This is a genomic window from Micromonospora sp. RHAY321 (assembly GCF_023896955.1).
GTDB lineage: Bacteria > Actinomycetota > Actinomycetes > Mycobacteriales > Micromonosporaceae > Micromonospora.
The window spans coordinates 36,224-57,248 of record NZ_JAMHIW010000015.1; the positions used below are offsets into that span (position 1 = coordinate 36,224).

Sequence of the window (21,025 nt, forward strand, 5' to 3'; positions counted from 1 at the left end):
CTAGGCAACCGGCGCCAGCCGGCCGGCGTGGGCGATGACCAGCAACTCGCCGTCGCCCTGGCCGACCGGCTCGCGGTGCCAGCCGCCGTGGACGCGGTCGACGGTGAAACCCGCCGTGCCCAGGGAGTCGCGCAGCTCCGCCTCGGTGCGGAACCGCAGTGTGGCCGAGCTGAGCAGTTCCTCCCCGTCGGCGAAGTGGTAGTGGTGGGTGAAGCTGACCGCGCCGCCGCGTACCCCGGTGACCTCGGTCCACGCGCGGACCTCGCCGCCGTCGGGCAGCGTGATCCGCCGCCGCGAGTCGACCGGGTTCCACCGCTCCCAGCGGCGGTCCGCCGGGTCGCGGGCGTCGAAGACCAGCCGGCCGTCGGGCACCAGCGCCCGTCGCAGGTCGGCGAGGGTACGCGCCCACTCCGCGTCGTCGACGAGGAACTGCGCCACGTGGCTGGTCAGCACCGCCACGTCGAAGGCACCGTCCGGCAGCAGCGCCGAGGTGCCCTCGATCCAGGTCACCCGTTCTCCGCCCGGTTTCGCGCGGGCGGCGGCCAGGGACGCGCCGGCGGGGTCGACACCGGTGACGGTGTGGCCGGCGCCGGCGAGGGCGACGGTCAACCGGCCGGTGCCGCATCCCAGGTCGAGGACCCGCGCGACGGGGGTCTCGTCGACCACCGACCGGAAGAAGTCATCGTCCGGCCCCCACGTGCATTCGGCGTCGTAGACCTGGACGAGCCGGCGGTGGCGGAACTCGCCGTGCCTCATCGGGCGTTCGACTCGGTCGCGGCGCGGACGAACTCCCGCACCCGGGCGGTGTCGTTGCTGGCGAGCCAGACCGGCCCGCGCTCGATCGGGGGCGCGTCGTGGATCGGCACGTACGCCACGTCGGGGCGCGGGTAGTAGCGCCGGGTGTGCTCGCCCACCGGCAGCACGCCGCGGCCCAGCGCCACCAGGGACAGCATCTCGGAGAAGGTGTTCCCGGTGGGGCCCTTCGGCACGCGCCGGCCGGACGGGGTGTGCTCCGGTGTGCGGTCCCGCTTGAACTCGGCCGAGGTCACCGCCGGGTACTGCACCACCGGATGGTCGGCGAGCACCTCCAGCGACACCGACGGCTCCCGGGTGAGCGGGTGGCCGGCGGCCACGGCCAGCACCCGGTCCTCGGAGAGCAGCGCCGGGCCGGTGGCCATCCCGTCGAAGGGGTACGAGGCGATCAGCACGTCGGTGGAGCCGTCGAGCAGGCCGGAGCGGGTGGTGGCCAGCTGAGCCTCGTGCACCTCGACCCGGCAGTCGGGATGCCGCTCGGTGAACAGGGCGACCGCCCGGAGCAGCACCGGCGCCGTCCACTCGCCCAGGAACGCCACCCGCAGCGTCCCGGTGACGCCTCGTCCGGCGTCGACCGCGCGTCGGACCGCCTCGTCCATGCCGGCCACCAGCGGGGCCAGCTCGTCGGCGAGCTGCCGCCCGATCGGGGTGAGCGCGACGACCCGGCTCGTTCGAGCGAAGAGCGGTGCGCCGATGCGGCGCTCCAGCTTCTTGACCACGTGGCTGACCCGGCCGGTGCTGATCCGCAGCCGTTCGGCGGTCCGGCCGAAGTGCAGTTCCTCGGCGAGGGTCAGGAACGTCTCGACCTCGTACCGCTCCAGCACGCCGCTCCCACCGTTGACCTGTGGGCAACGATCGTAGCGGCATCGGCTCTTGGTCGGCGACGCCCGTCAGCGGATCGTGAACCCCGGCAAAGAGAACCTCTCGACCGAAGGGCACTCGCGATGAGTATCGACGACTACCTGGCCGGCCTGCCCGGTCCGCTGCGGGACATCGGGGAGAAGCTGACGCCCATCATCACGGCCGCCCTGCCCGGTGCGACCGGGGCGATGTGGCACGGCCACCCGGTCTGGAGCCTGGGCGACCGGCCCGGCCGGAACCCGGTCTGCCTGCTCAAGGCGTACCGGTCGGATGTCACGTTCGGTCTGTGGCGCGGGCAGGAGATCACCGACCCGTCCGGGCGGCTGGTGCCCGGCGCGCGGGCGATGGCCGTGGTGAAGCTGCGTGGGCTCGCCGACATCGACCCGGGGCTGTTCACCGGCTGGCTGCGTGCGGCGGCCGCACTGGAGGAGGCGTGAGTGCGGTGCGGGTGACCGGGTTCGACCATCTGGTGCTGACCGTCGCCGACGTGGAGCGGTCTTTGGACTTCTACTGCGGCCTGCTCGGGCTGGCGCCGGTACGGGTCGACGAGTGGCGAGCTGGCGGCGTCCCGTTCCCGTCGGTGCGGATCGGTCCGGAGAGCATCATCGACCTGGTCCGTGGCGACCGGCGGGGCGCCAACGTCGATCACTTCTGCCTGGTGGTGGCACCCCTGGACTGGTCCGAGGTGATCGACTCGGGCGCCTTCACGGTGTTGACGGGGCCGGTCGGCCGGTTCGGTGCCCGGGGCTCGGCGACCTCGATCTACGTCCGCGACCCGGACGGCAACTCGGTGGAGCTGCGCTGGTACCCGCAGGACTCGGCCGCCGATCGGTGAGCCGCCGATCGGCGACGCGGAGCCCCGCGCCACCCGCGGGAAGCGGGTGGCGCGGGGCCACGGGGGGACGGTGCGTCAGTGGTCGCTGCGCGGGTCGTGGTCGGTGCTGCGGCTGCCGGACTTGGCGAGGCCCCGGCTCACCAGGTAGCCGATGGTCAGCAGGGTGATGTACCACCAGGCCTTGTCGGCGGCGAAGTAGTCGCCGCCGTTGTTCGCGGCACCGTCGCCGACGGCGTTCGAGGCGATCAGCACACCGATCACGGCCAGCAGGTAGACGGCCAGCTCGGTGGTCTTCCAGGACGGCTTGGTCTCGTCGCCGTGCCGGTGGACGCGGCGGACGTCGTGCTGGCCGGCGTGCTCGACGTGGTCGTTGGCGCGGTTCTGGATGGGCGCGGTCATGTCAGCTCCTGAAAAGCGCAATATGAGAGGTTCACTCCGTTACGGGGCGGTTGTCTGCTCCCGCGCCGGATTGATACCCCTGCGTCTTTCAGGAAAACCTGAGATTTCAGTGATCTCTCAGCGGAGCCTCAGGACTCGGTGACGGTCCGGTAGACGTCCTCGATCCGGGCCGCCAGCAGGACGTCGCCCTCGGTCAGCGGCTCCCCGTTGCCGTGCCCCACCCGGATCTGGGTGCTGTCTGCGTGGCGGCTGATCTCGGGCCGCAGGTGCAGCGCGTCGGCGACCACCTTCACGCGTTCCGTCAGCGCCGCGTGTTGGGTATCGTCGATCACGAGAGTCCGCCGGATCTGCTCGCCTTCCCGCGTCCAACCAGATAGCAAGGTCAACGCGTCGGAAAGGTAGTCGTGCTTGGCTCGGCTGTTGAACAGCACGCGCATCACCGCACCCCCCAAGCGCCGTTGCCGGCTTGTGGCCAAATCGTCGCCATCCCGTGTCTTGTCGGTGCCCTCTAGTCTGTCGTCGCGTGGAAGGGGTGTCCACGCCCACACTTCCGGGTTCTCCTGGCCTAGCGGCCGGCTTCGGTACCCAAACCGCCGATTGATCTGGCACCCTGGACGCCCGTGCGGACCGAACGGGCGAATGGTGGCGGGCAGGCCGAACGACGGGACCTGAAGGTGGTCGTCGGCGCGGCGATCATCCGGGACGGGCGGGTGCTCGCCTGTGCGCGTTCCGGCCCACCCGAGGTGGCCGGGATGTGGGAGTTCCCCGGCGGGAAGGTCGAGCCGGGCGAGGCCGAGACCGACGCGTTGGTCCGGGAGTGCGCCGAGGAGCTGGCCGTAGGTGTGGAGATCGGCGACCGCGTCGGCCGCAACGTGCGGATGGCGCACGGCCGCTCGGTGCTCAAGGTGTACGCCGCCCGCCTGCTGGACGGCGAGGAGCCGCAGGCACTGGAACACTCCGCGCTCCGCTGGCTGGCGGCGGACGAGCTGGACTCGGTCACCTGGCTCCCGGCCGACGCCCCGATCGTCGCCGCGCTCCGCCCCGTCCTGAGCGGGCCCAGGCGTCGGCCAGCCCGGCCACCCGCCGGTTGATCGAGAGGTTGGCGGGCTCGTTGAGCCGCGAAACCCTCGCCAGCCCCATGATCAACGTCGGAGTGCGGAACGGGGGCCGACGGCATCAGCCGCGGCCCCCGGTCCGGTGATCGTGCTCAGTGCTTGTCCTGCTCCGGGTGGGCGAAGTTGAGGTGCTCCGGAGGCAGCGGGAAGGCCACGTCGTCACCGAACGGCGACGGCGCGGCGGCCCGGTCGAAGGTGAGCTCCGTCAGCGGAAGGCGGCCCCGGTCGTCGACCGCGGGCGCGGTCGGGTGGGGCACCTCCCGGTGCCAGTTGACGCCGCTCTGTGCCTGCGCCTCGGCCTGCGGGTCGTGGGAGCCACCCGCGTGCGAGTGGACTCCGCCCCGGCTCGTACTCGGCGGCGTCGCCGAGCCCTGGCGGGCGGTGGTCACGCTGGTCTGGGGCGTCTCGCCCCGACGGAAGATCTTGCTACCAAGCCACACAAGGGGATCGTACCTGCGGTCGACGACCCGCTCCTTCATGGGGATGATCCCGTTGTCAGTGATCTTGATGTGCTCCGGGCAGACCTCCGTGCAGCACTTGGTGATGTTGCAGAAGCCGAGGCCCTGTTCGGCCTGCGCGTACTCCTTGCGGTCCGTCCGGGCGTCCAGCGGGTGCATGTCCAGCTCGGCCGCCCGGATGAAGTACCGCGGCCCGGAGAACGCCTGCTTGTTCTCGTCGTGGTCGCGGATCACGTGGCAGACGGTCTGGCACAGGAAGCACTCGATGCACTTGCGGAACTCCTGCGAGCGCTCGACGTCGACCTGCTGCATGCGGTAGTCGCCCGGGGCCACGTCCGCCGGCGGGGCGAACGCCGGCGTCTCCCGGGCCTTCTCGTAGTTGAACGAGACGTCCGTGACCAGGTCCCGGATCACCGGGAACGTGCGCAGCGGGGTGACCGTGACGGTCTCCTCGTCGCCGAAGGTCGACATCCGGGTCATGCAGCCCAGCCGCGGCTTGCCGTTGATCTCCATGGAGCAGGAGCCGCACTTGCCGGCCTTGCAGTTCCACCGGCACGCGAGGTCGGGTGCGTCGGTGGCCTGCAGGCGGTGGATGACGTCGAGGACGACCTCGCCCTCGTTCACCTCGACCATGTAGTCCTGCAGGTCGCCGCCGGTCTCGTCGCCCCGCCAGATCCGGAACTGACGCTTCGCGCTCATCGGTTGTCCGCCTCTCCAGCGTCGGGGACGAGGGCGTCGAAGTCGGCGAGCTCCTCGTCGGTGAGGTACTTGGCGAGCTCCGCCCGGTCGAAGAGGCCGATCAGCTCCGGCCGCATCTTCGGCAGCGGCTTGCGGGTCAGCCGCACGGTGTCGCCGTCCAGCGCGCAGACCAGGTTGACCTGCCGCCACTTCGGCTCCATCGCCGGATAGTCCTCCCGCGTGTGCCCGCCGCGCGACTCCTGCCGCTCCAGCGCCGCCTTCGCGGTGCACTCCGAGACCACCAGCATGTTGCGCAGGTCGAGTGCCAGGTGCCAGCCCGGGTTGTAGCGCCGGCCACCGGCCGCGCTCACCTTGGCCACCCGCTCGCGCAGCTCGGCCAGCCGGCCCAGCGCGTCGGTCAGCTCGCCCTCGCGCCGGATGATGCCGACCAGGTCTCCCATGACCGCCTGGAGGTCCTGCTGCAGGGTGTACGGGCTCTCGCCGGTGTCCCGCTGCAGCGGGGCCAGCGCCGTCTCCACCGCGGCCTCGACGGCGTCCACGGCCACCTTCGGCCGGGCCGGCAGCCCGTCGGCGTAGCTCGCCGCGTGGCCGCCCGCCCGCTTGCCGAAGACCAGCAGGTCGGACAGCGAGTTGCCGCCCAGCCGGTTGGAGCCGTGCATGCCGCCGGAGACCTCACCGGCGGCGAAGAGCCCCCGCACGTGGCCGAAGGCGGCACCGGAGTCCGGGTCCACCTCGACGCCGCCCATCACGTAGTGACAGGTCGGCCCGACCTCCATCGGCTCGGCGGTGATGTCGACGTCGGCCAGCTCCTTGAACTGGTGGTACATCGAGGGGAGCCGCCGGCGGATCTCGTCGGCCGAGCGCCGGCTGGCGATGTCCAGGAAGACGCCACCGGCGGGGGATCCCCGGCCGGCCTTGACCTCGCTGTTGATCGCGCGGGCCACCTCGTCCCGGGGCAGCAGCTCCGGAGGGCGGCGGTTGTTGTCCGGGTCGGTGTACCAGCGGTCCGCCTCCTCCTCGGTCTCCGCGTACTGCTTGCGGAAGACGTCGGGGACGTAGTCGAACATGAACCGCTTGCCCTCGGAGTTCTTGAGCACGCCGCCGTCACCGCGAACCGACTCGGTGACCAGGATGCCCTTCACCGACGGCGGCCAGACCATGCCGGTCGGGTGGAACTGGAGGAACTCCATGTTGATCAGAGTGGCCCCGGCGCGCAGCGCCAGCGCGTGACCGTCCCCCGTGTACTCCCAGGAGTTCGAGGTCACCTTGTAGGAGCGCCCGACACCGCCGGTGGCCAGCACCACGGCCGGCGCCTCGAAGAGGACGAACTCCCCGGACTCCCGGTAGTAGCCGAACGCGCCGGCGACCCGGTCGCCGTCGAGCAGCAGCTCGGTGATCGTCGTCTCGGAGAAGACCTTGATCCGGGCGTCGTACGAGCCGAACTCGCGCTTGTCCTCCTGCTGGAGGGAGACGATCTTCTGCTGGAGGGTGCGGATCAGCTCCAGGCCGGTCCGGTCACCCACGTGCGCCAGCCGGGGGTACTCGTGACCGCCGAAGTTGCGCTGCGAGATCTTGCCGTCCTTGGTGCGGTCGAAGAGCGCGCCGTACGTCTCCAACTCCCAGATCCGCTGCGGCGACTCCTTCGCGTGCAGCTCGGCCATCCGGAAGTTGTTGAGGAACTTGCCGCCCCGCATGGTGTCCCGGAAGTGCACCTGCCAGTTGTCCCGGCTGTTCACGTTCCCCATCGCGGCGGCGGCGCCGCCCTCGGCCATCACCGTGTGCGCCTTGCCGAACAGCGACTTGGAGATGATCGCGGTCTTCTTGCCGGCGAGCCGGGCCTCGATCGCCGCGCGCAGACCGGCGCCGCCGGCCCCGATGACGACGACGTCGTAGTGGTGTCGTTCGATTCGCGTGGTAGTGGTCATGTCAGGGGCCCTTTAGTTGATGAACCGCAGGTCGTTGAACCAGCCGGCCGCGATCGCCATGATGTAGAAGTCGGCCAGCGCCAGGGTGCCGAGGGTGATCCAGGCGAGCTGCATGTGCCGGACGTTCAGCGCCGAGACGAACGTCCAGGCCTTGTACCGCACCGGGTGCTTGGAGAAGTGCTTGAGCCGGCCGCCGATGATGTGCCGGCAGGAGTGGCAGGAGATGGTGTACGCCCAGAGCATCACCACGTTGACCAGCAGGACGATGTTGCCCAGCCCGAAGCCGAAGCCCTTCGGCGAATGGAAGGCGAGGATCGCGTCCCAGGTGTTGATCAGCGAGATGATCGCGGCGGCGTAGAAGAAGTAGCGGTGCAGGTTCTGGCCGAGCAGCGGGAACCGGGTCTCGCCGCCGTACGAGGCGTGACCGTCCGGCACGGCGCAGGCCGGCGGGGACAGCCAGAACGACCGGTAGTACGCCTTGCGGTAGTAGTAGCAGGTGAGCCGGAACAGCAGCAGGAACGGCAGGGTCAGCGCGGCGTCCGGGATGATCCACCAGCCGGGCAGGAACCGGCCGAAGTGCGAGGCGCCCTCGACACACCGCTCGGTCACGCAGGGCGAGTAGAACGGGGTCAGGTAGTGGAACTCGTCCACCCAGTACCACTTGTGCATGAAGACCCGGACCGTCGCGTACGCCACCCAGGCGCTGAGCCCGATCACCGTGATCAGCGGGGCGAGCCACCAGCGGTCGGTACGCAACGTTTTCGCCGCGATGGCGGCGCGGGCCCGCGCTCCCCGCGGCCTCGTTGCCGTTGAAGTCATTCGAGTCGTCTCCTCGACGGGCCCGTACGGGCGGGCTGATCTTTCTCCGGTCGGCACGCGGACCGGCGAACCCGCACCCGCTGCCACGTCATGCGCACACCAACGACCACGCCGGATCGACCGACGCAGCTAAGTGACACACGTTACGCCGATCTCTGCGGGCCGTCCGCGCAAGGGAGTGTCCCGTGTGTCTGGCCTGCGGAAAAGCCCTGGCACGCTGATCGATGGCGGGTTGTTAAGAACGTCACTGCCCGATCAGCCGGAAGCGCCTCCGGTGAAGTGCCAGGACGCCAGCCGCACCGACGGCGCCTCCCACCAGACACCGTCCACCCGGTCCGGTTGGCGCACCGGCCGCGCGCCCAGCCCGAGCACCGCGCCCGGCCCGAGCGCCCGTGGGTACGACTCGGTGAACCGCAGGTCGCGCACCGCCCGCACGACCGTGCCGTCCTCGACCAGCCAGACGCCGTTGCGGGTCAGCCCGGTGACGACCAGGCTCTTCGGGTCGAGCACCCGCGTGTACCAGAGGTCGGTGACCAGCAGCCCCCGGCGTACCCCGGCTGTCAACGCGGCGGTGTCCGCGTCGACCACGGCACCGGCCGCCGTGCCGGTGGTGCTCCGGCCCACCGCGCTGGCCGGCCCGGCCGCCGCGCCGGACAGGCGCAGGTTGCGGGCCATCGGACCCCACGTGGCGCCACCCGCGACCGCGTGCCCGGTGGACTCCGCGCCCGCCTCGGCGGCGGTACGCCGGTCGTGCGCCACCGTCCGCGTCGTGCCCGCCTCGACCAGGGTCAGCGCCCGCCGGCCGGTGCCCTCGGCGTCGAACGGTAGGCCCGACGCGCCCAGCGGATCGTCCACCAGGGTCACCGCCGGGTCGAACTGGGCGGCCCCGGGCTCGGCGAACGACTGCCGCTCGGCGTACCGCTTGCCGTTGAAGCCGTACCAGGAGAGGTTCTGCAACAGGTCCGCCACGGCGGCAGGCTCGAAGACCACCTCGTAGCGCCCCGGGGGCAGCTCGACCGGGTCGGCCGCCGCCTGCGCCTTCGCCGCCGCCTGCGCGCCGAGCTCGGCGCCGTCGAGGTCGGACAGCCGGTCGGCGCAGCGCCGGGCCACCCCGTCCGCGCCGTCGCGGCGGGCGATGCCGTCCATGGCCGCCTCGACGGAGCGGCCGTACGCGCTGTGCCCGGCGGTGTTGGCGAACGCCGACGAGCGGTGCGCGGTGCGGCAGTAGCCCGCTGTGTTGAGGTGACCGGCGGCGGCCACGAAGGCACGGACGAGGTCGGCCCGCTGATCCGGCTCGGCGTGCGCGGTGGCCTCGTCGACGGGCGGGGCGGCCGGTGCGGGCGTGGGCGGTGCGAGCCCCGGCCAGCCCGGATCCGGTGGGCAGAGCCGCGCCGCGGCCAGGGTGCGCTCGACCAGAGCGCCCAACCCGTCGGCGGTGACCACGCTGCCACTGCCGGCGGCGGTCCGCCCGTCGACGTGCAGCCGCAGCCGGACCCCGACAGTCGACTCGGCGACGTTCTGGTGGATGGCCGAGTTGGCGAACCGGGTCAGCGCCAGATCGGCCCGGGTCACCACCGCCTCGGCCTGCGTGGCCGGGCCGCCGAGGCGCCGCACCAGCTCGACGACCTGCGCGGCCAGCTCCAGCTCCGTCGGCCCACTCACGCGGACACCCCCACCCGGACGTTGCGGAAGCGGGCCGGAGCGGCCGGGTGGCCGGTGTGCCCGGTCTGGCCCGGCTGGCCCTTGCCGCAGTTGGGCGTGCCCCAGGGCACCGTCTCGCCGGAGAGCATGTCCATGGAGCGCCAGAAGAGCGGGCCGATCCCGGTGTAGGTGGGGTTGCGCAGCATCCGCCCCCGTCGACCCTTCTTGATCTCCCAGCCGACCTCGCAGCCGAACTGGAAGTTGAGGCGCTTGTCGTCGATCGACCAGGACCGGTTGAGGTCCATCAGCACCCCGTCGTCGGTGGCCGCGATGATCTCCTCCAGCGTGTGCGGGCCGGGCTCCAGGCCGACGTTGGTCATCCGCACCATCGGCAGCCGGGCCCACCCGTCGGCCCGCACGCTGCCGCCGTAGTCGAGGCTGGCCATGGCGGCCGAGTCCCGACCGGCGAGCACGCCCACCCACCGCCCGTCGCGGACCGCGTCCCGCTTGACCGCGGGCGAGCCCTCGTCGTCGAAGCCGAAGCTGCCCAGCGCGCCCGGGATGGTGGGGTCGATGGTGATGTTCATCAGCTCCGAGCCGTAGCGCAGGGACCCGAGCTGGGCGAGGTCCAGCCAGGACGTACCGGCGAACGCGGCCTCCCAGCCGAGGATCCGGTCCAGCTCGATGGCGTGCCCGACCGACTCGTGGATCTGCAGGGCCAACTGCTCACCACCGAGGATCAGATCCGTCTCGCCGGCCGGGCAGGGTGGCGCGGTGAGCAGCGCCCGGGACTCCTCGGCGATCTGCGCGGCGTGGGCGGCCAGGTCGAGCGACTCGACCAGCTCCCAGCCGGTGGTGCCGTACTGCCCGCGGTAACTGGGCCAGGAACGCCGCTGAGTCTCGCCGGCACCGATCGAGGTGGCCGAGATGCCGCCGCCGCACTCGCGGATCCGCTGGTCGATCCGGTGGCCCTCACTGGACACGAACCACTTGGCGGTGTCCCAGATCTGGTAGAGCCCTTCGGCCAGGTCGGCGCCGTGCTCGGCCATCGTGCGGGTCGCGCCGACCAGCAGGTCGCCCTTGTCCGACAGCGGCACCCCGAGCGGGTCGATCTGGCAGCCCGACGCCCAGCTCGCGGTGACCGCCTCGACCGGCACCAGGTCGACGGGTGGGCCGGGCACCCGCGCGCTCGCCTGGGCGGTCCGCGTCGCGCGCCGGCCGGCGTCGCGGGCGGCGGCGTCAGAGAGATCGGGTACGGCGTGGAAGCCCCAACTCGACCCGACCAGCGCGCGCACGCCGAGGCCGATGCTCTCGTCCTGGGTCAGCTCCTCGATGTCGCCGTTGCGGGCGGTCATCGACTCGTAGCGACGGTGCATCACCCGGGCGTCGGCGTACCGGGCGCCGGCGTCGAGGGCGGCCTGGACGGCGGCGGTTGCCGCGTCGAACTCGGTCATGCGACCGACCCTAGGCCAGCCGACCGACACCCGTCAGGGGAGCAGATCCTCCGGCCGGATCGTGGCCTTCACCGGCTCGGTCAGCTCCAACACCTCGCCGACCCTGGTCGTCGACCGCTCGACGTAGTGGGAGCCATGTCGTTGGTACAGGTGCAGGGTCAGGGGCTCCTGCTCGACGAGCAGATACCACTCGATGCTGGCCCCGGCGTACAGGTACGGCTTCAACACCCGATCGATGACGGCGGTGTGTGGTGCGGTGACCTCACCGACCAGCAGGACCGCGTCCGCCGGCACGCAGTCCGCCGTGAGATCCAGCTCCGCCGTCACCACCAGGTCGGGGTTGAGGATCCGCGTGCTGTGCAGCCGCAGGTTGATCACCGGGAGCAGGGTGCGGTCCGCTGCTGCGCAGCCGGGTTCCAACGCGGCTGCCAGGCCACCGACGATCACCTGGTGCCGGACCGACGGCGGTGGCCCGATGAGCAGGCTGCCGTCGAGGAGTTCTATCCGCTGGGCGGTCTCACCGAGGGCGAGGTACTCCGACTCGGTCCATGGCAGCGCGCGGCCAAGAATGCCGATGGGAATCACCCGCCCAGTGCAGCTCACTCCGCATGGCTGAGGTCGCACCCGACGTGCGAGCACGAGATGAAGGTTGAGTCAACCAAGATCGCGCTCGATCGTAGGTGTAGGGGTTTCCCCGACGCTTCCTGACCACTACATCCTGGTTCGAGCGTGACCTTGGCGGCGGTGGGCGCCTCAACCCCGCTCCTGCTCTCGGGGGCGGTGTTCGTCGTCAAGATTCGCGCCGTATCGGGGATGTTGCTGCTTCTCGCGTGTCGGAGGCAGCAACATCCGGCAAGTTGCGTAGCGCTGGGCGCGGGACACGGTGCACGAGATGAATGGGTGTGGATGGCGAGGTGAGGGGGTGTTCAGGCCGATGCCGACTCGTTACGCTCGGGCCCGCTGACAGGTGCCGACTTTGTAGCTTATTTTCACCCTCGGGACTTTGCTGTAAGTTCTCTTCGTCACTGAGGGAGGCGGCCGTGGACAGCTCGGATCCGGCGCCGTCCGGGGAACCGGACGACCGTCCCACCGTGCCGGAGCAGCGCACCGGCCAGGATGCCTACCTGCGGGTGAGCGACCTGCGAGTCCGCTTCGACACCGAGGACGGCGTGGTGCGCGCCGTCGACGGCGTGTCGTTCGCCGTCGAGCGGGGCCGCACCCTCGGCATCGTGGGTGAGTCCGGCTCGGGCAAGAGCGTCACATCGCTGGCCATCCTCGGCCTGCACGACCCCAGGCGGACCACCATCACGGGGGAGATCTCCGTCGGCGGCCGGCAGGTGGTGGGCCTCGGAGACGAGGAGGTACGCCGGCTGCGCGGCCGGGACATGGCGATGATCTTCCAGGACCCGCTGTCGGCGCTGCACCCCTACTACACGGTGGGCCGGCAGATCGCCGAGGCGTACCGGGTGCACCACCCGAAGGCCGGCCGTCGGGAGGCCCGCAAGCGGGCCGTGGACATGCTGGACCGGGTGGGCATCCCGCAGCCGGCACGCCGCTTCGACCAGTACCCGCACGAGTTCTCCGGTGGTATGCGCCAGCGGGCGATGATCGCCATGTCGCTGGTCAACGACCCGGCACTGCTGATCGCCGACGAGCCGACTACCGCGCTGGACGTGACCGTGCAGGCGCAGATCCTGGACCTGCTCGCCGACCTGCAGGCCGAGTTCCACTCCGCCATCATCCTGATCACCCACGACCTCGGCGTGGTCGGTCAGGCCGCCGACGAGGTGCTGGTCATGTACGGCGGACGAGCCGTCGAGCAGGGCAGCGTCGAGCAGGTGCTCCGCTCGCCGCAGCACCCGTACACCTGGGGGTTGCTCTCCAGCGTGCCGTCCCTGCACGGCGACGCGGACGCGGACCTGCTGCCGATCCGCGGCAACCCGCCCAGCCTGATCAACCTGCCGCCCGGCTGCGCCTTCCACCCGCGTTGCCGGTACGCGGACCGCCCCGGTGACCGGTCCCGCACCGAGGTGCCCGAGCTGCGCCCGGCCGGCTCAGCCGGTGCGGACGGCCACCTGGTCGCCTGCCACCTGACCGCCGAGGAGCGCGCCGCGCTCTACGCCGAGGACGTCGCATCCGTGGGGGTGGCCCGATGACCGACGAGCCGCTGCTGCGGGTCCGCGGCCTGACCAAGCACTTCCCGGTACGCCAGGGGCTGCGCGCCACCGGCCTGGTGCGCGCGGTGGACGGGCTGGACTTCGACGTGCGCCCGGGCGAGACGCTCGGCCTGGTGGGGGAGTCGGGCTGCGGCAAGACCACCACCGGCCGGATGCTGGTGCGGCTGCTGGAGCCGACCGCCGGCACCATCGAGTTCGCCGGGCGGGACATCACCCACGCCGGTCGCCGTGAGCTGCGCCCGCTGCGCCAGGACCTGCAGATCATCTTCCAGGACCCGTACGCCTCGCTGAACCCCCGGCACACCGTGGGTCGGATCGTGGCGATGCCGTTGCAGGTCAATGGGATCAAGCCGCCGGGTGGGATCAAGGCCCGGGTGCAGGAGCTGCTGGAGCTGGTCGGGTTGAATCCGGAGCACTACAACCGGTATCCGCACGAGTTCTCCGGGGGCCAGCGGCAGCGCATCGGCATCGCCCGCGCCCTGGCCCTGCGGCCCAAGCTGATCGTCGCCGACGAGCCGGTCTCCGCGCTGGACGTCTCGATCCAGGCGCAGGTGGTCAACCTGCTGCGCGACCTGCAACGGGATCTCGGTCTGGCGTTCGTGTTCATCGCACACGACCTGGCCGTGGTGCGGCACTTCTGCCAGCGGGTCGCGGTGATGTACCTGGGCCGGATCGTGGAGATCGGTGACCGGGCCGACATCTACGAGCGTCCGCAGCACCCGTACACCCGGGCGTTGCTCTCGGCGATCCCGGACGTCACGCGGCTCGGCCCGGCCGGCCGGATCCGGTTGACCGGCGACGTGCCGACCCCGCTCGACCCACCTTCGGGCTGCCGGTTCCGTACCCGGTGCTGGAAGGCGCGGGACATCTGCGCGACCGAGGAGCCGGCGCTGGTGCCGCGCGACGGCGGCGACCAGGCCACCGCGTGTCACTTCCCGGAACCAGCCGGCGCCGGCCTGCAGGCGGAGGCCGCTGTGGCCGTTGCCGAGCCAGCGGGTCGCGGGGCCGGAGCCAACGTCGAGGAGGTGTCGCCGTGAGCCTGTCCCCCGTGGAGGGTGTGGCGCTGGCCGAGATCGAGTCGGGCACGGGCGAGCCCGCGACGAAGGGCGTGGTCGGCCGCTCACCCGGTCAGCTCGCCTGGCTGCGGCTGCGCCGTGACCGGACGGCCATGCTCAGCGGCAGCCTGCTGGTGTTCTTCATGCTGCTGGGGCTCGCCGCACCGTTGATCGAGATGGTCTACGGGATCGGCCCGCGCGAGCAGTTCCAGAACCTGCTGGACGGCTTCGGCATGCCGCTGGGCTACGCCGGTGGCGTCACCGGGGAGCACTGGTTCGGCCTCGAACCGGGGCTGGGCCGGGACATCTTCATCCGGCTGATCTACGGGCTGCGGACCTCGCTCTTCATCGCGTTCGCCGCCGCCCTGATCACCGCGACGATCGGTGTCGTGCTCGGTGCCCTCGCCGGTTACCTCGGTGGCTGGCTCGACGCGGTGATCAACTGGATCACCGACCTGACCCTGGCCATGCCGTTCCTGATCATCGCGTTGGCGCTCACTCCCACGCTGACGCTGCGCTTCTACGGCGAGCGGGGGCAGGTGTCCTCGGCCTTCGGGGTGGGCGTGCTGATCGCCGTCTTCGCCGTCTTCGGCTGGACCAGCACGGCCCGACTGGTACGCGGGCAGGTGATCGCACTCCGCGAGCGGGAGTTCGTGGAGGCGGCCAGGGCCAGCGGCGCCGGGCTGGGGCACATGCTCTTCCGGCAACTGCTGCCGAACATCTGGGCGCCGATCCTGGTGTCGTTCTCCCTGGCGGTGCCGCAGTTCATCACGAGCGAGGCCGCGCTGTCGTTCATCGGCGTCGGCCTCAGCGACGAGACGCCCAGCTTCGGCCGGATGATCTATCGCAGCCTGGACTTCCTCCAGACCGACCCGGCGTACGTGTTCTTCCCGGGCATCATGATCTTCGCGCTGGTGTTCGCCTTCAACCTCTTCGGTGACGCGTTGCGCGACGCGCTCGACCCGAAGTCGTCCCGGTAGGGGTGGTCCCCATGGTGAGCGCGAGGAGCGCAGCGAAGCGGAGCCCCGCGGTCGCGAACGAAAGGTGGCACTGGTGGCGCGATTCCTGATCAAGCGGCTCTTCTCCGCCACGCTGACCCTGTTCGCGGTGAGCGTGCTGACCTTCCTGATGTTCTTCGCCCTGCCGCGCGACCCGGTGACCGGCATGTGCCCCAAGAACTGCAACCCGGAGCGGTTGGAGCGGGTGCGCGACGACCTGGGCCTGAACGACCCGCTGGTCAGCCAGTACGCCGGCTACATGAAGGGCATCGTGACCGGGCGCGACCTGGGCAGCGCCCAGGGCGGCCGGTGCGACGCGCCCTGCCTGGGCTGGTCCTACGTCAGCAACGAGGCGGTCTCGGACACCATCGCCCGGGTGCTGCCGGTGACGTTGAGCATCGTGATCCCGGCGGCCATCCTCTGGCTGCTGCTCGGGGTGGGGCTGGGCATGGTCTCGGCGCTGCGCCGGGGCACCTGGCTGGACCGGGCCGCCATCGGTTTCTCGTTGACCGGCGCCTCGTTGCAGCTCTACTTCGTGGGCGCGGTTCTGCTGCTGGTGTTCGTCTACAACCTGCGCCTGCTACCCGTGCCGAGCTACACCTCCCTCTTCGACAATCCGGCGAAGTGGGCCAGTGGCCTGGTGCTGGCCTGGGTGGCGTTGGCCTTCCTCTTCTCGGCCATCTACGCCCGGCTCTCCCGGGCGCAGATGCTGGAGACGTTGTCGGAGGACTTCGTCCGCACCGCGCGGGCCAAGGGTCTGGCCAAACCCACGGTGTACGGGCGGCACGCGCTGCGCGCGGCGATCACCCCGGTGGTGACCATCGCCGGTCTGGACGTCGGTGGTGCGCTCGGCGGGACGGTGATCACCGAGACGACCTTCGGCATCCAGGGGCTGGGCCGCACGGCGGTGGACGCGGTGCGCTCGGGTGACCTGCCCACCATCATGGCCACCGTGCTGATCGCGGCTGTCTTCGTGGTGCTGGCGAACGTGCTGGTCGACCTGCTCTACGCGGCCATCGACCCGCGGGTCCGGCTGCGCTGAGCCGGGCGTTCGGCCCGGGATGTCCACCACCCGGCCGGCGGCGAAATTTATCGACAACTGTTACACAATCCGTAGGTTTTCTTCTTTACGATCCTCGAGACGTCGGCGGTTCTCGCCCCGACGGACCGCACGGCACATGGGTGAAGGAGGTACTTCATGCGACCACGCGTGGCGGCCGCCGCTGGCGGCGCGATCGCTCTGGTTGTGGCATTGGGTGCGTGCTCGGAGAACACGGGCGAGGGCACCACGGTGGACACCAACCGGCAGCAGACCGGGGTCATCGCGACCGACCCCAAGGACTCGCAGGGCCCGGCGGCCGAGGTGAGCGGCGCCGCGAAGGGCGGCACCTTCACCATCATCCGGGAGACGCCGATCTCCCACCTGGACCCGCAGCGGACGTACTCGTTCGCGGGCCTGATGACGAACCCGCTCTTCGCCCGCTATCTGACCACCTGGAAGGACGACGGCAAGGGCGGCCTGGTCCTCGTCGGCGACCTGGCGGAGACGCCGGGCAAGAACGTCAACAACGACTGCAAGGTCTGGGAATTCACCGTCAAGGACGGGGTGAAGTTCGAGGACGGCCGCCCGATCACCTCCAAGGAGATCGCGTACGGCATCGCCCGCTCCTTCGACCCGGACCTCTCCGGCGGCCCGACCTACATCCAGGAGTGGCTGGCCGACAGCCCGAACTTCGACACCAAGTGGGACTTCAAGAAGAACAAGACGTCACTGCCGCCCGGCCTGAGCACCCCGGACGCCAAGACGCTGCGCTTCGAGTTCGCCAAGCCCCGCTGTGACCTGCCGTTCGCGGTCTCGCTGCCGACCACGGCGCCGCTCCCGCCGGACAAGGACACCGGCGTCGACCTGGACAAGCAGCCGTTCTCGTCCGGCCCGTACAAGGTCGCCAAGAACCAGGTGGGCGTGCAGATCACCCTGGACCGCAACCCCAACTGGGACCCGAACACCGACCCGGTCCGGCACCAGTACCCGGACCAGTTCGTGTGGAGCTTCGGCCCGACCGCGGACGCCGCCAACAACCGGGTGATCGCGGACAACGGCGCCGACCAGAGCGCGCTCGCCTTCAACGCCGTGCCCGCGTCGCTGGTCGCCCGGGTGGCCGGGGACGCCGCGCTGAAGTCGCGCAGCATCCTCTCGCCGACCCCGAGCGCCAACCAGCTGGTGATCAACAACCAGCGTGTCAAGGACCTGAAGGTCCGCCAGGCGCTCAACTACGCCATCGACCGGGAGGGGATGGTCAAGGCGCTCGGCGGCCAGACCGTCGCCTCGCCGCTGACCACGCTCATGCCGCCGGCCACCATCGGCTACAAGGCGTACGAGGCGTACCCGGCGGGTGCCAACGGCAACGTCGAGAAGGCCAAGGAGCTGCTCGGCGGCCAGACGCCGGAGCTGGTCCTCGGTGTCGCCGACAACTCGACCGAGCAGCAGCAGGGCGCACAGCTCAAGGCCAACCTGGAGCGCGCCGGCTTCAAGATCACGCTGCGGAACATCTCGGACGACGCGAAGCTCGACGAGATCAAGAAGAAGGACAACCCCTGGGACCTGTACCTCGGTAACTGGGCGGCGGACTGGCCGAGCGGGGCCTCGATCCTGCCGGTGCTCTACGACGGCCGCACCATCAAGGCCGAGGGCAACAGCAACCAGTCCTACTTCAACGACCCGACGATCAACGCCGAGATGGACCGCATCCTGGCGCTGCCCCCGGCCGACCAGGGCCCGGAGTGGGCCAAGCTCGACGAGCGGATCATGAAGGAGCACGCCCCGGTGGTGCCGCTCTTCGTCGACGTGGCCTACAACGTGCACGGGTCCAAGGCCGGTGGGGTCTTCATCTCCAGCGTCTTCGGCTACCCGTCGTTCGTCAACGCGTACGTCAAGCCGTAAGTCACACCGCAGGCAGGCAAGGGTCCCCTCCCGACAGCGTCGTCGGGAGGGGACCCTTCTGTTATTGCTGATCGGCTCACCCTGGGTCGGCTTCCCAGGTCACTCCTAGCACGCCGGAAGCGATGTCGCTGCGGGCATCGCTTCTGGTGCAGGCCGGTCTGAACGCGGCCAGGGCGGGCGACGACCGGGTGGCCGGTGACCTGCTCGACGAGGCCGCCAAGCTTGCCGTCCAGGTGGGCGACGGGCACGACCATCACCGGACGGCGTTCGGGCCGACTGCTGTCGAGCTGGCGCGGGTCGCTGCCGCCCTGGAACTGGGCGATGGGCCGCAGGCGGTCGCCCGGCACGAGGAGGCGATCGGGCGGGACGGGCGCAGCAGGCTCAGCGACGACACGACCGCGCCGAAGTCATCAAGCGGGCACACTTGTGAGGGCACGACGGCGTCAGAGGGGGCATGGATGCGCTGCGGCAAGTGGAAGGGCGCCGTTCTGGGCACGGTGGCGGTCCTGGCCGCGATGCTGTTCACCGGCTGCGAAGCGGACGGCCAGACCGCGCCGAAGCCGGTGGACGGGTCGATGAAGGAGGTGCTCAAGGAGTACCAGCCCCGCTTCGAGCAGCGGCGCGCGGCACTCACCGCGGCGGCAGCGAAGGTGCCCGAGAAGGGCGTTGGCAAGGCATCGTGTGCCCGGACGCTGGACCCGCGGCCGGAGTTCATCTGGTTCGATCACACCAGCAAGGTTCTGGACAGCTACAACAGCCCGGACAAGGGCGGAAACGTCGACATCGTGGCGACGGCCGAGGCCGGAGCGCCGGAGCAGATAGTGGACAATCCAGGGTCGACCCTCAACAGGTTCGCCGTGCCGCCGGGCTGGCTCGTCCGCGGCCTCTGGATTACCGGCCCGCAGGGACCACTAGGCACCAACGAGTTCAAGGTGACCAGCCAGTACGGCGACGAGCCATACCTCGGGGTCGAGGAGGACCCGGTCCAGCGGCTCCGGAAGATCCTCGACGTCGGGCTGCACAAGCGCTACGTCCTGCTGTATCGCGTGACGACCTTCACCTTCCCCGACGCCGAGGGCCGGGACGTTGTTCGGGCCGACGTGTTCCTCGCCGACCTGGAAGAGGGCGACCTGCCCTGCCAGTTGGTCGCGGACGGCTCTCGTTACGGCACGAGCGGTGGACCGGTGGGCTGGGTCTCGCTCACCCCGTACGAAGACATGCAAACCAGTCTTCAGATCCACATCAGCGACAAGCTGAGGTCCCTGACCCGCCCCTGACTTCCGACGCGGCTGACCAGGGCCACCGCGCGCCGTCGGGAGGGGACCCTTCTGTTTCTGCAGAACAGGTCACTGCGCGATCCCCGGCAGCGCCTCAAACGGTAGGGGTGGCCGCATGGTCGAGATGGGGGCCAGCGTCAGTGCGTCCCAACGCTCAGCAGGACAGGCTCGAGGCTATTCGCATTCGTGTCTGGAGGAACTCATGTCAGGTTCAGAAGGCTTTGTCAGTCGACGCGCTGTGCTTCGTGGCGCTGCCGTCGGTGTAGTGGGAGCCGGGCTGGCGTCGGCCCAGGCGGCGTACGCGGGCAACGGGTCGGCTGCTGGCCTGCTAGGCGAGGATGCGGTGGACGCCGTGGCCTCTGGGCTGGACCGTGACCTGATCGAGTTGCGCCGTGACATCCACCGGCACCCGGAGACCCCGGGCCAGGAGCAGCGGACCGCAGAGGTGGTGGCCCAGCGACTTCGCGCGGCCGGCCTCGACGTCACCACGGGTGTCGGCGGCCATGGGGTCGTGGGAGTCCTCAGCGGTGCCCGTCATGGCCGGACGGTCGCCTACCGGTCGGACATGGACGCGGTACCGCCGAGCGATCAGGTGGGAGGTGGCACGCAAGCGGCTCACCTGTGTGGGCACGATATGCACACGGCTGTGGGCGTGGGTGTCGCGGAGGTCCTGGCGCGTCTGCGCAACCGGCTCGCGGGCACGGTGGTGTTCGTTTTCCAACCTGCCGAGGAGACGCTCACCGGTGCCGCCGCGATGCTCGACGATGGCGTGTTCGCCCGAGTCCGTCCATCGGAGATCCATGCCATGCACTGCGGTCCTTTCCCGGTCGGCCAGTTCGTTGTCACGCCCGGGTTCGGACTTCCTGGCCAGGACCGCGGCGTCATCACGCTCGTGGGGCGTGATGCGACGGCGCGGGCGCGACGGCTCGCCGCCGAGATCGGCGGGCTCAGCACCGTGTCCCGCCCAGCGACCTCCGAGGACCTCGAACGGCTCGTGGCCGACATCCAGGCACCTGACGGGCCGTTGGCCGAGTTCGTCTTCATGCAGGCCCAGGTCTCCGAAGCCGAAGGCCGGGCCGAGGTGCGGTTGTCGTACCGTTGCTGGCCGGAGGACCGGCACATCGCCATCCGCGAGGACATCCGTCGACTCGCAAGCTCCGACGGCCAGGCATCGGTGGCGTTTCCGAACGACCCGTTTCCCGCCATGGTCTGTCCCGAGCGGGAAGGCCAGGCCCTGAAGCGGTACCTCCGACAGGCAGCAGGGCGCGACCGGGTGCGGACGTTGCATGCCGCGATCCCGTTCAGCGGCGAGGACTTCGCGCTGTTCCTGGACCGGCTTCCTGGCACGTACACCTTTCTCGGCGTCCGTGCGCCCGGCGCCGCCATCGAAACGAGTTATCCGCATTTCGGCGCCTTCGACCCGGACGAGCGGGCCATCGGCCACGGCGTCCGCGCGATGGCGGGTTGGCTCGCTCGGCGCACCCGCTAGCGGCGCACGGACGACCCCGCCAACGCGGCCCGGGTCCTGCTGCGCGCCGAACGCATCGCACCCGCTGAG

The 21,025-nt window shown here is 70.6% G+C and carries 21 protein-coding genes; 10 read left to right on the forward strand and 11 right to left on the reverse strand.

The window, feature by feature from the left end; genetic code table 11:
- Together M8C17_RS24940 and M8C17_RS24945 are read right to left on the reverse strand one after the other, a co-directional pair.
- A complete protein-coding gene (locus tag M8C17_RS24940) occupies positions 1 to 756 on the reverse strand; it encodes a class I SAM-dependent methyltransferase (protein WP_252418990.1) in 756 nt (251 codons plus the stop codon).
- The gene (locus M8C17_RS24945; protein ID WP_252418991.1) at positions 753 to 1,637 is read right to left on the reverse strand and encodes a LysR family transcriptional regulator; all 885 of its coding nucleotides are present in this window, start codon (positions 1,635 to 1,637) and stop codon (positions 753 to 755) included. Before M8C17_RS24945 ends, M8C17_RS24940 begins: the two co-directional genes overlap by 4 nt.
- Positions 1,638 to 1,757: 120 nt before the next feature.
- Between M8C17_RS24945 and M8C17_RS24950 the strand changes: the two genes are divergently transcribed.
- Positions 1,758 to 2,111: a DUF1801 domain-containing protein gene (locus M8C17_RS24950; RefSeq protein WP_252418992.1), complete on the forward strand. Its 354-nt coding sequence runs from the start codon at positions 1,758 to 1,760 to the stop codon at positions 2,109 to 2,111.
- Positions 2,108 to 2,509, forward strand: coding sequence for a VOC family protein (locus M8C17_RS24955; protein WP_252418993.1), 402 nt, complete (start codon positions 2,108 to 2,110; stop codon positions 2,507 to 2,509). Before M8C17_RS24950 ends, M8C17_RS24955 begins: the two co-directional genes overlap by 4 nt.
- 75 nt (positions 2,510 to 2,584) lie before the next feature.
- Here the strand turns inward: M8C17_RS24955 and M8C17_RS24960 are convergent, their stop codons facing one another.
- Entirely contained in the window at positions 2,585 to 2,908 is a 324-nt protein-coding gene (locus M8C17_RS24960; protein WP_252418994.1) for a hypothetical protein, read from the reverse strand.
- A 128-nt stretch (positions 2,909 to 3,036) separates the two neighbouring features.
- On the reverse strand, positions 3,037 to 3,345 hold the full coding sequence (locus M8C17_RS24965) for a 4a-hydroxytetrahydrobiopterin dehydratase (protein ID WP_252418995.1): 309 nt from the start codon (positions 3,343 to 3,345) through the stop codon (positions 3,037 to 3,039).
- A gap of 183 nt (positions 3,346 to 3,528) precedes the next feature.
- Between M8C17_RS24965 and M8C17_RS24970 the strand changes: the two genes are divergently transcribed.
- Positions 3,529 to 3,999: a (deoxy)nucleoside triphosphate pyrophosphohydrolase gene (locus tag M8C17_RS24970; RefSeq protein ID WP_252418996.1), complete on the forward strand. Its 471-nt coding sequence runs from the start codon at positions 3,529 to 3,531 to the stop codon at positions 3,997 to 3,999.
- Positions 4,000 to 4,115: 116 nt separating this feature from the next.
- On the opposite strand, the gene M8C17_RS24975 is transcribed toward M8C17_RS24970, so the two are convergent.
- The 6 genes from M8C17_RS24975 to M8C17_RS25000 all read right to left on the reverse strand — a co-directional run bounded on the left by M8C17_RS24975 (position 4,116) and on the right by M8C17_RS25000 (position 11,604).
- Positions 4,116 to 5,180, reverse strand: a complete 1,065-nt coding sequence (locus M8C17_RS24975; RefSeq protein ID WP_252418997.1) for a succinate dehydrogenase/fumarate reductase iron-sulfur subunit — start codon at positions 5,178 to 5,180, stop codon at positions 4,116 to 4,118.
- Entirely contained in the window at positions 5,177 to 7,105 is a 1,929-nt protein-coding gene (locus tag M8C17_RS24980) for a fumarate reductase/succinate dehydrogenase flavoprotein subunit (protein ID WP_252418998.1), read from the reverse strand. The genes M8C17_RS24975 and M8C17_RS24980 overlap by 4 nt, the downstream gene beginning before the upstream one ends.
- 12 nt (positions 7,106 to 7,117) lie before the next feature.
- On the reverse strand, positions 7,118 to 7,924 hold the full coding sequence (locus tag M8C17_RS24985) for a hypothetical protein (protein ID WP_252418999.1): 807 nt from the start codon (positions 7,922 to 7,924) through the stop codon (positions 7,118 to 7,120).
- A 255-nt stretch (positions 7,925 to 8,179) separates the two neighbouring features.
- Positions 8,180 to 9,586, reverse strand: a complete 1,407-nt coding sequence (locus M8C17_RS24990) for a TldD/PmbA family protein (RefSeq protein ID WP_252419000.1) — start codon at positions 9,584 to 9,586, stop codon at positions 8,180 to 8,182.
- On the reverse strand, positions 9,583 to 11,019 hold the full coding sequence (locus M8C17_RS24995; protein ID WP_252419001.1) for a TldD/PmbA family protein: 1,437 nt from the start codon (positions 11,017 to 11,019) through the stop codon (positions 9,583 to 9,585). Before M8C17_RS24995 ends, M8C17_RS24990 begins: the two co-directional genes overlap by 4 nt.
- 33 nt (positions 11,020 to 11,052) lie before the next feature.
- On the reverse strand, positions 11,053 to 11,604 hold the full coding sequence (locus M8C17_RS25000) for a Uma2 family endonuclease (protein WP_252419002.1): 552 nt from the start codon (positions 11,602 to 11,604) through the stop codon (positions 11,053 to 11,055).
- A 506-nt stretch (positions 11,605 to 12,110) separates the two neighbouring features.
- Here M8C17_RS25000 and M8C17_RS25005 point away from each other — a divergent pair.
- The 6 genes from M8C17_RS25005 (at position 12,111) to M8C17_RS25030 (ending at position 19,467) form a co-directional block, all read left to right on the forward strand.
- Positions 12,111 to 13,175, forward strand: a complete 1,065-nt coding sequence (locus tag M8C17_RS25005; RefSeq protein WP_252419088.1) for an ABC transporter ATP-binding protein — start codon at positions 12,111 to 12,113, stop codon at positions 13,173 to 13,175.
- Complete coding sequence (locus tag M8C17_RS25010) at positions 13,172 to 14,233, forward strand: ABC transporter ATP-binding protein (protein WP_252419003.1); 1,062 nt, start codon at positions 13,172 to 13,174, stop codon at positions 14,231 to 14,233. Before M8C17_RS25005 ends, M8C17_RS25010 begins: the two co-directional genes overlap by 4 nt.
- On the forward strand, positions 14,230 to 15,231 hold the full coding sequence (locus M8C17_RS25015) for an ABC transporter permease (protein ID WP_252419004.1): 1,002 nt from the start codon (positions 14,230 to 14,232) through the stop codon (positions 15,229 to 15,231). The genes M8C17_RS25010 and M8C17_RS25015 overlap by 4 nt, the downstream gene beginning before the upstream one ends.
- A 73-nt stretch (positions 15,232 to 15,304) precedes the next feature.
- Positions 15,305 to 16,291: an ABC transporter permease gene (locus M8C17_RS25020; protein ID WP_252419005.1), complete on the forward strand. Its 987-nt coding sequence runs from the start codon at positions 15,305 to 15,307 to the stop codon at positions 16,289 to 16,291.
- A 156-nt stretch (positions 16,292 to 16,447) separates the two neighbouring features.
- Positions 16,448 to 18,190, forward strand: coding sequence for an ABC transporter substrate-binding protein (locus M8C17_RS25025; protein ID WP_252419006.1), 1,743 nt, complete (start codon positions 16,448 to 16,450; stop codon positions 18,188 to 18,190).
- 122 nt (positions 18,191 to 18,312) lie between these two features.
- On the forward strand, positions 18,313 to 19,467 hold the full coding sequence (locus M8C17_RS25030; RefSeq protein WP_252419007.1) for a tetratricopeptide repeat protein: 1,155 nt from the start codon (positions 18,313 to 18,315) through the stop codon (positions 19,465 to 19,467).
- Between the two features lie 328 nt (positions 19,468 to 19,795).
- Here the strand turns inward: M8C17_RS25030 and M8C17_RS25035 are convergent, their stop codons facing one another.
- Complete coding sequence (locus M8C17_RS25035; RefSeq protein WP_252419097.1) at positions 19,796 to 20,005, reverse strand: hypothetical protein; 210 nt, start codon at positions 20,003 to 20,005, stop codon at positions 19,796 to 19,798.
- A gap of 27 nt (positions 20,006 to 20,032) precedes the next feature.
- Between M8C17_RS25035 and M8C17_RS25040 the strand changes: the two genes are divergently transcribed.
- Complete coding sequence (locus M8C17_RS25040; protein WP_252419089.1) at positions 20,033 to 20,956, forward strand: M20/M25/M40 family metallo-hydrolase; 924 nt, start codon at positions 20,033 to 20,035, stop codon at positions 20,954 to 20,956.
- The last annotated feature ends 69 nt before the right edge of the window (positions 20,957 to 21,025 follow it).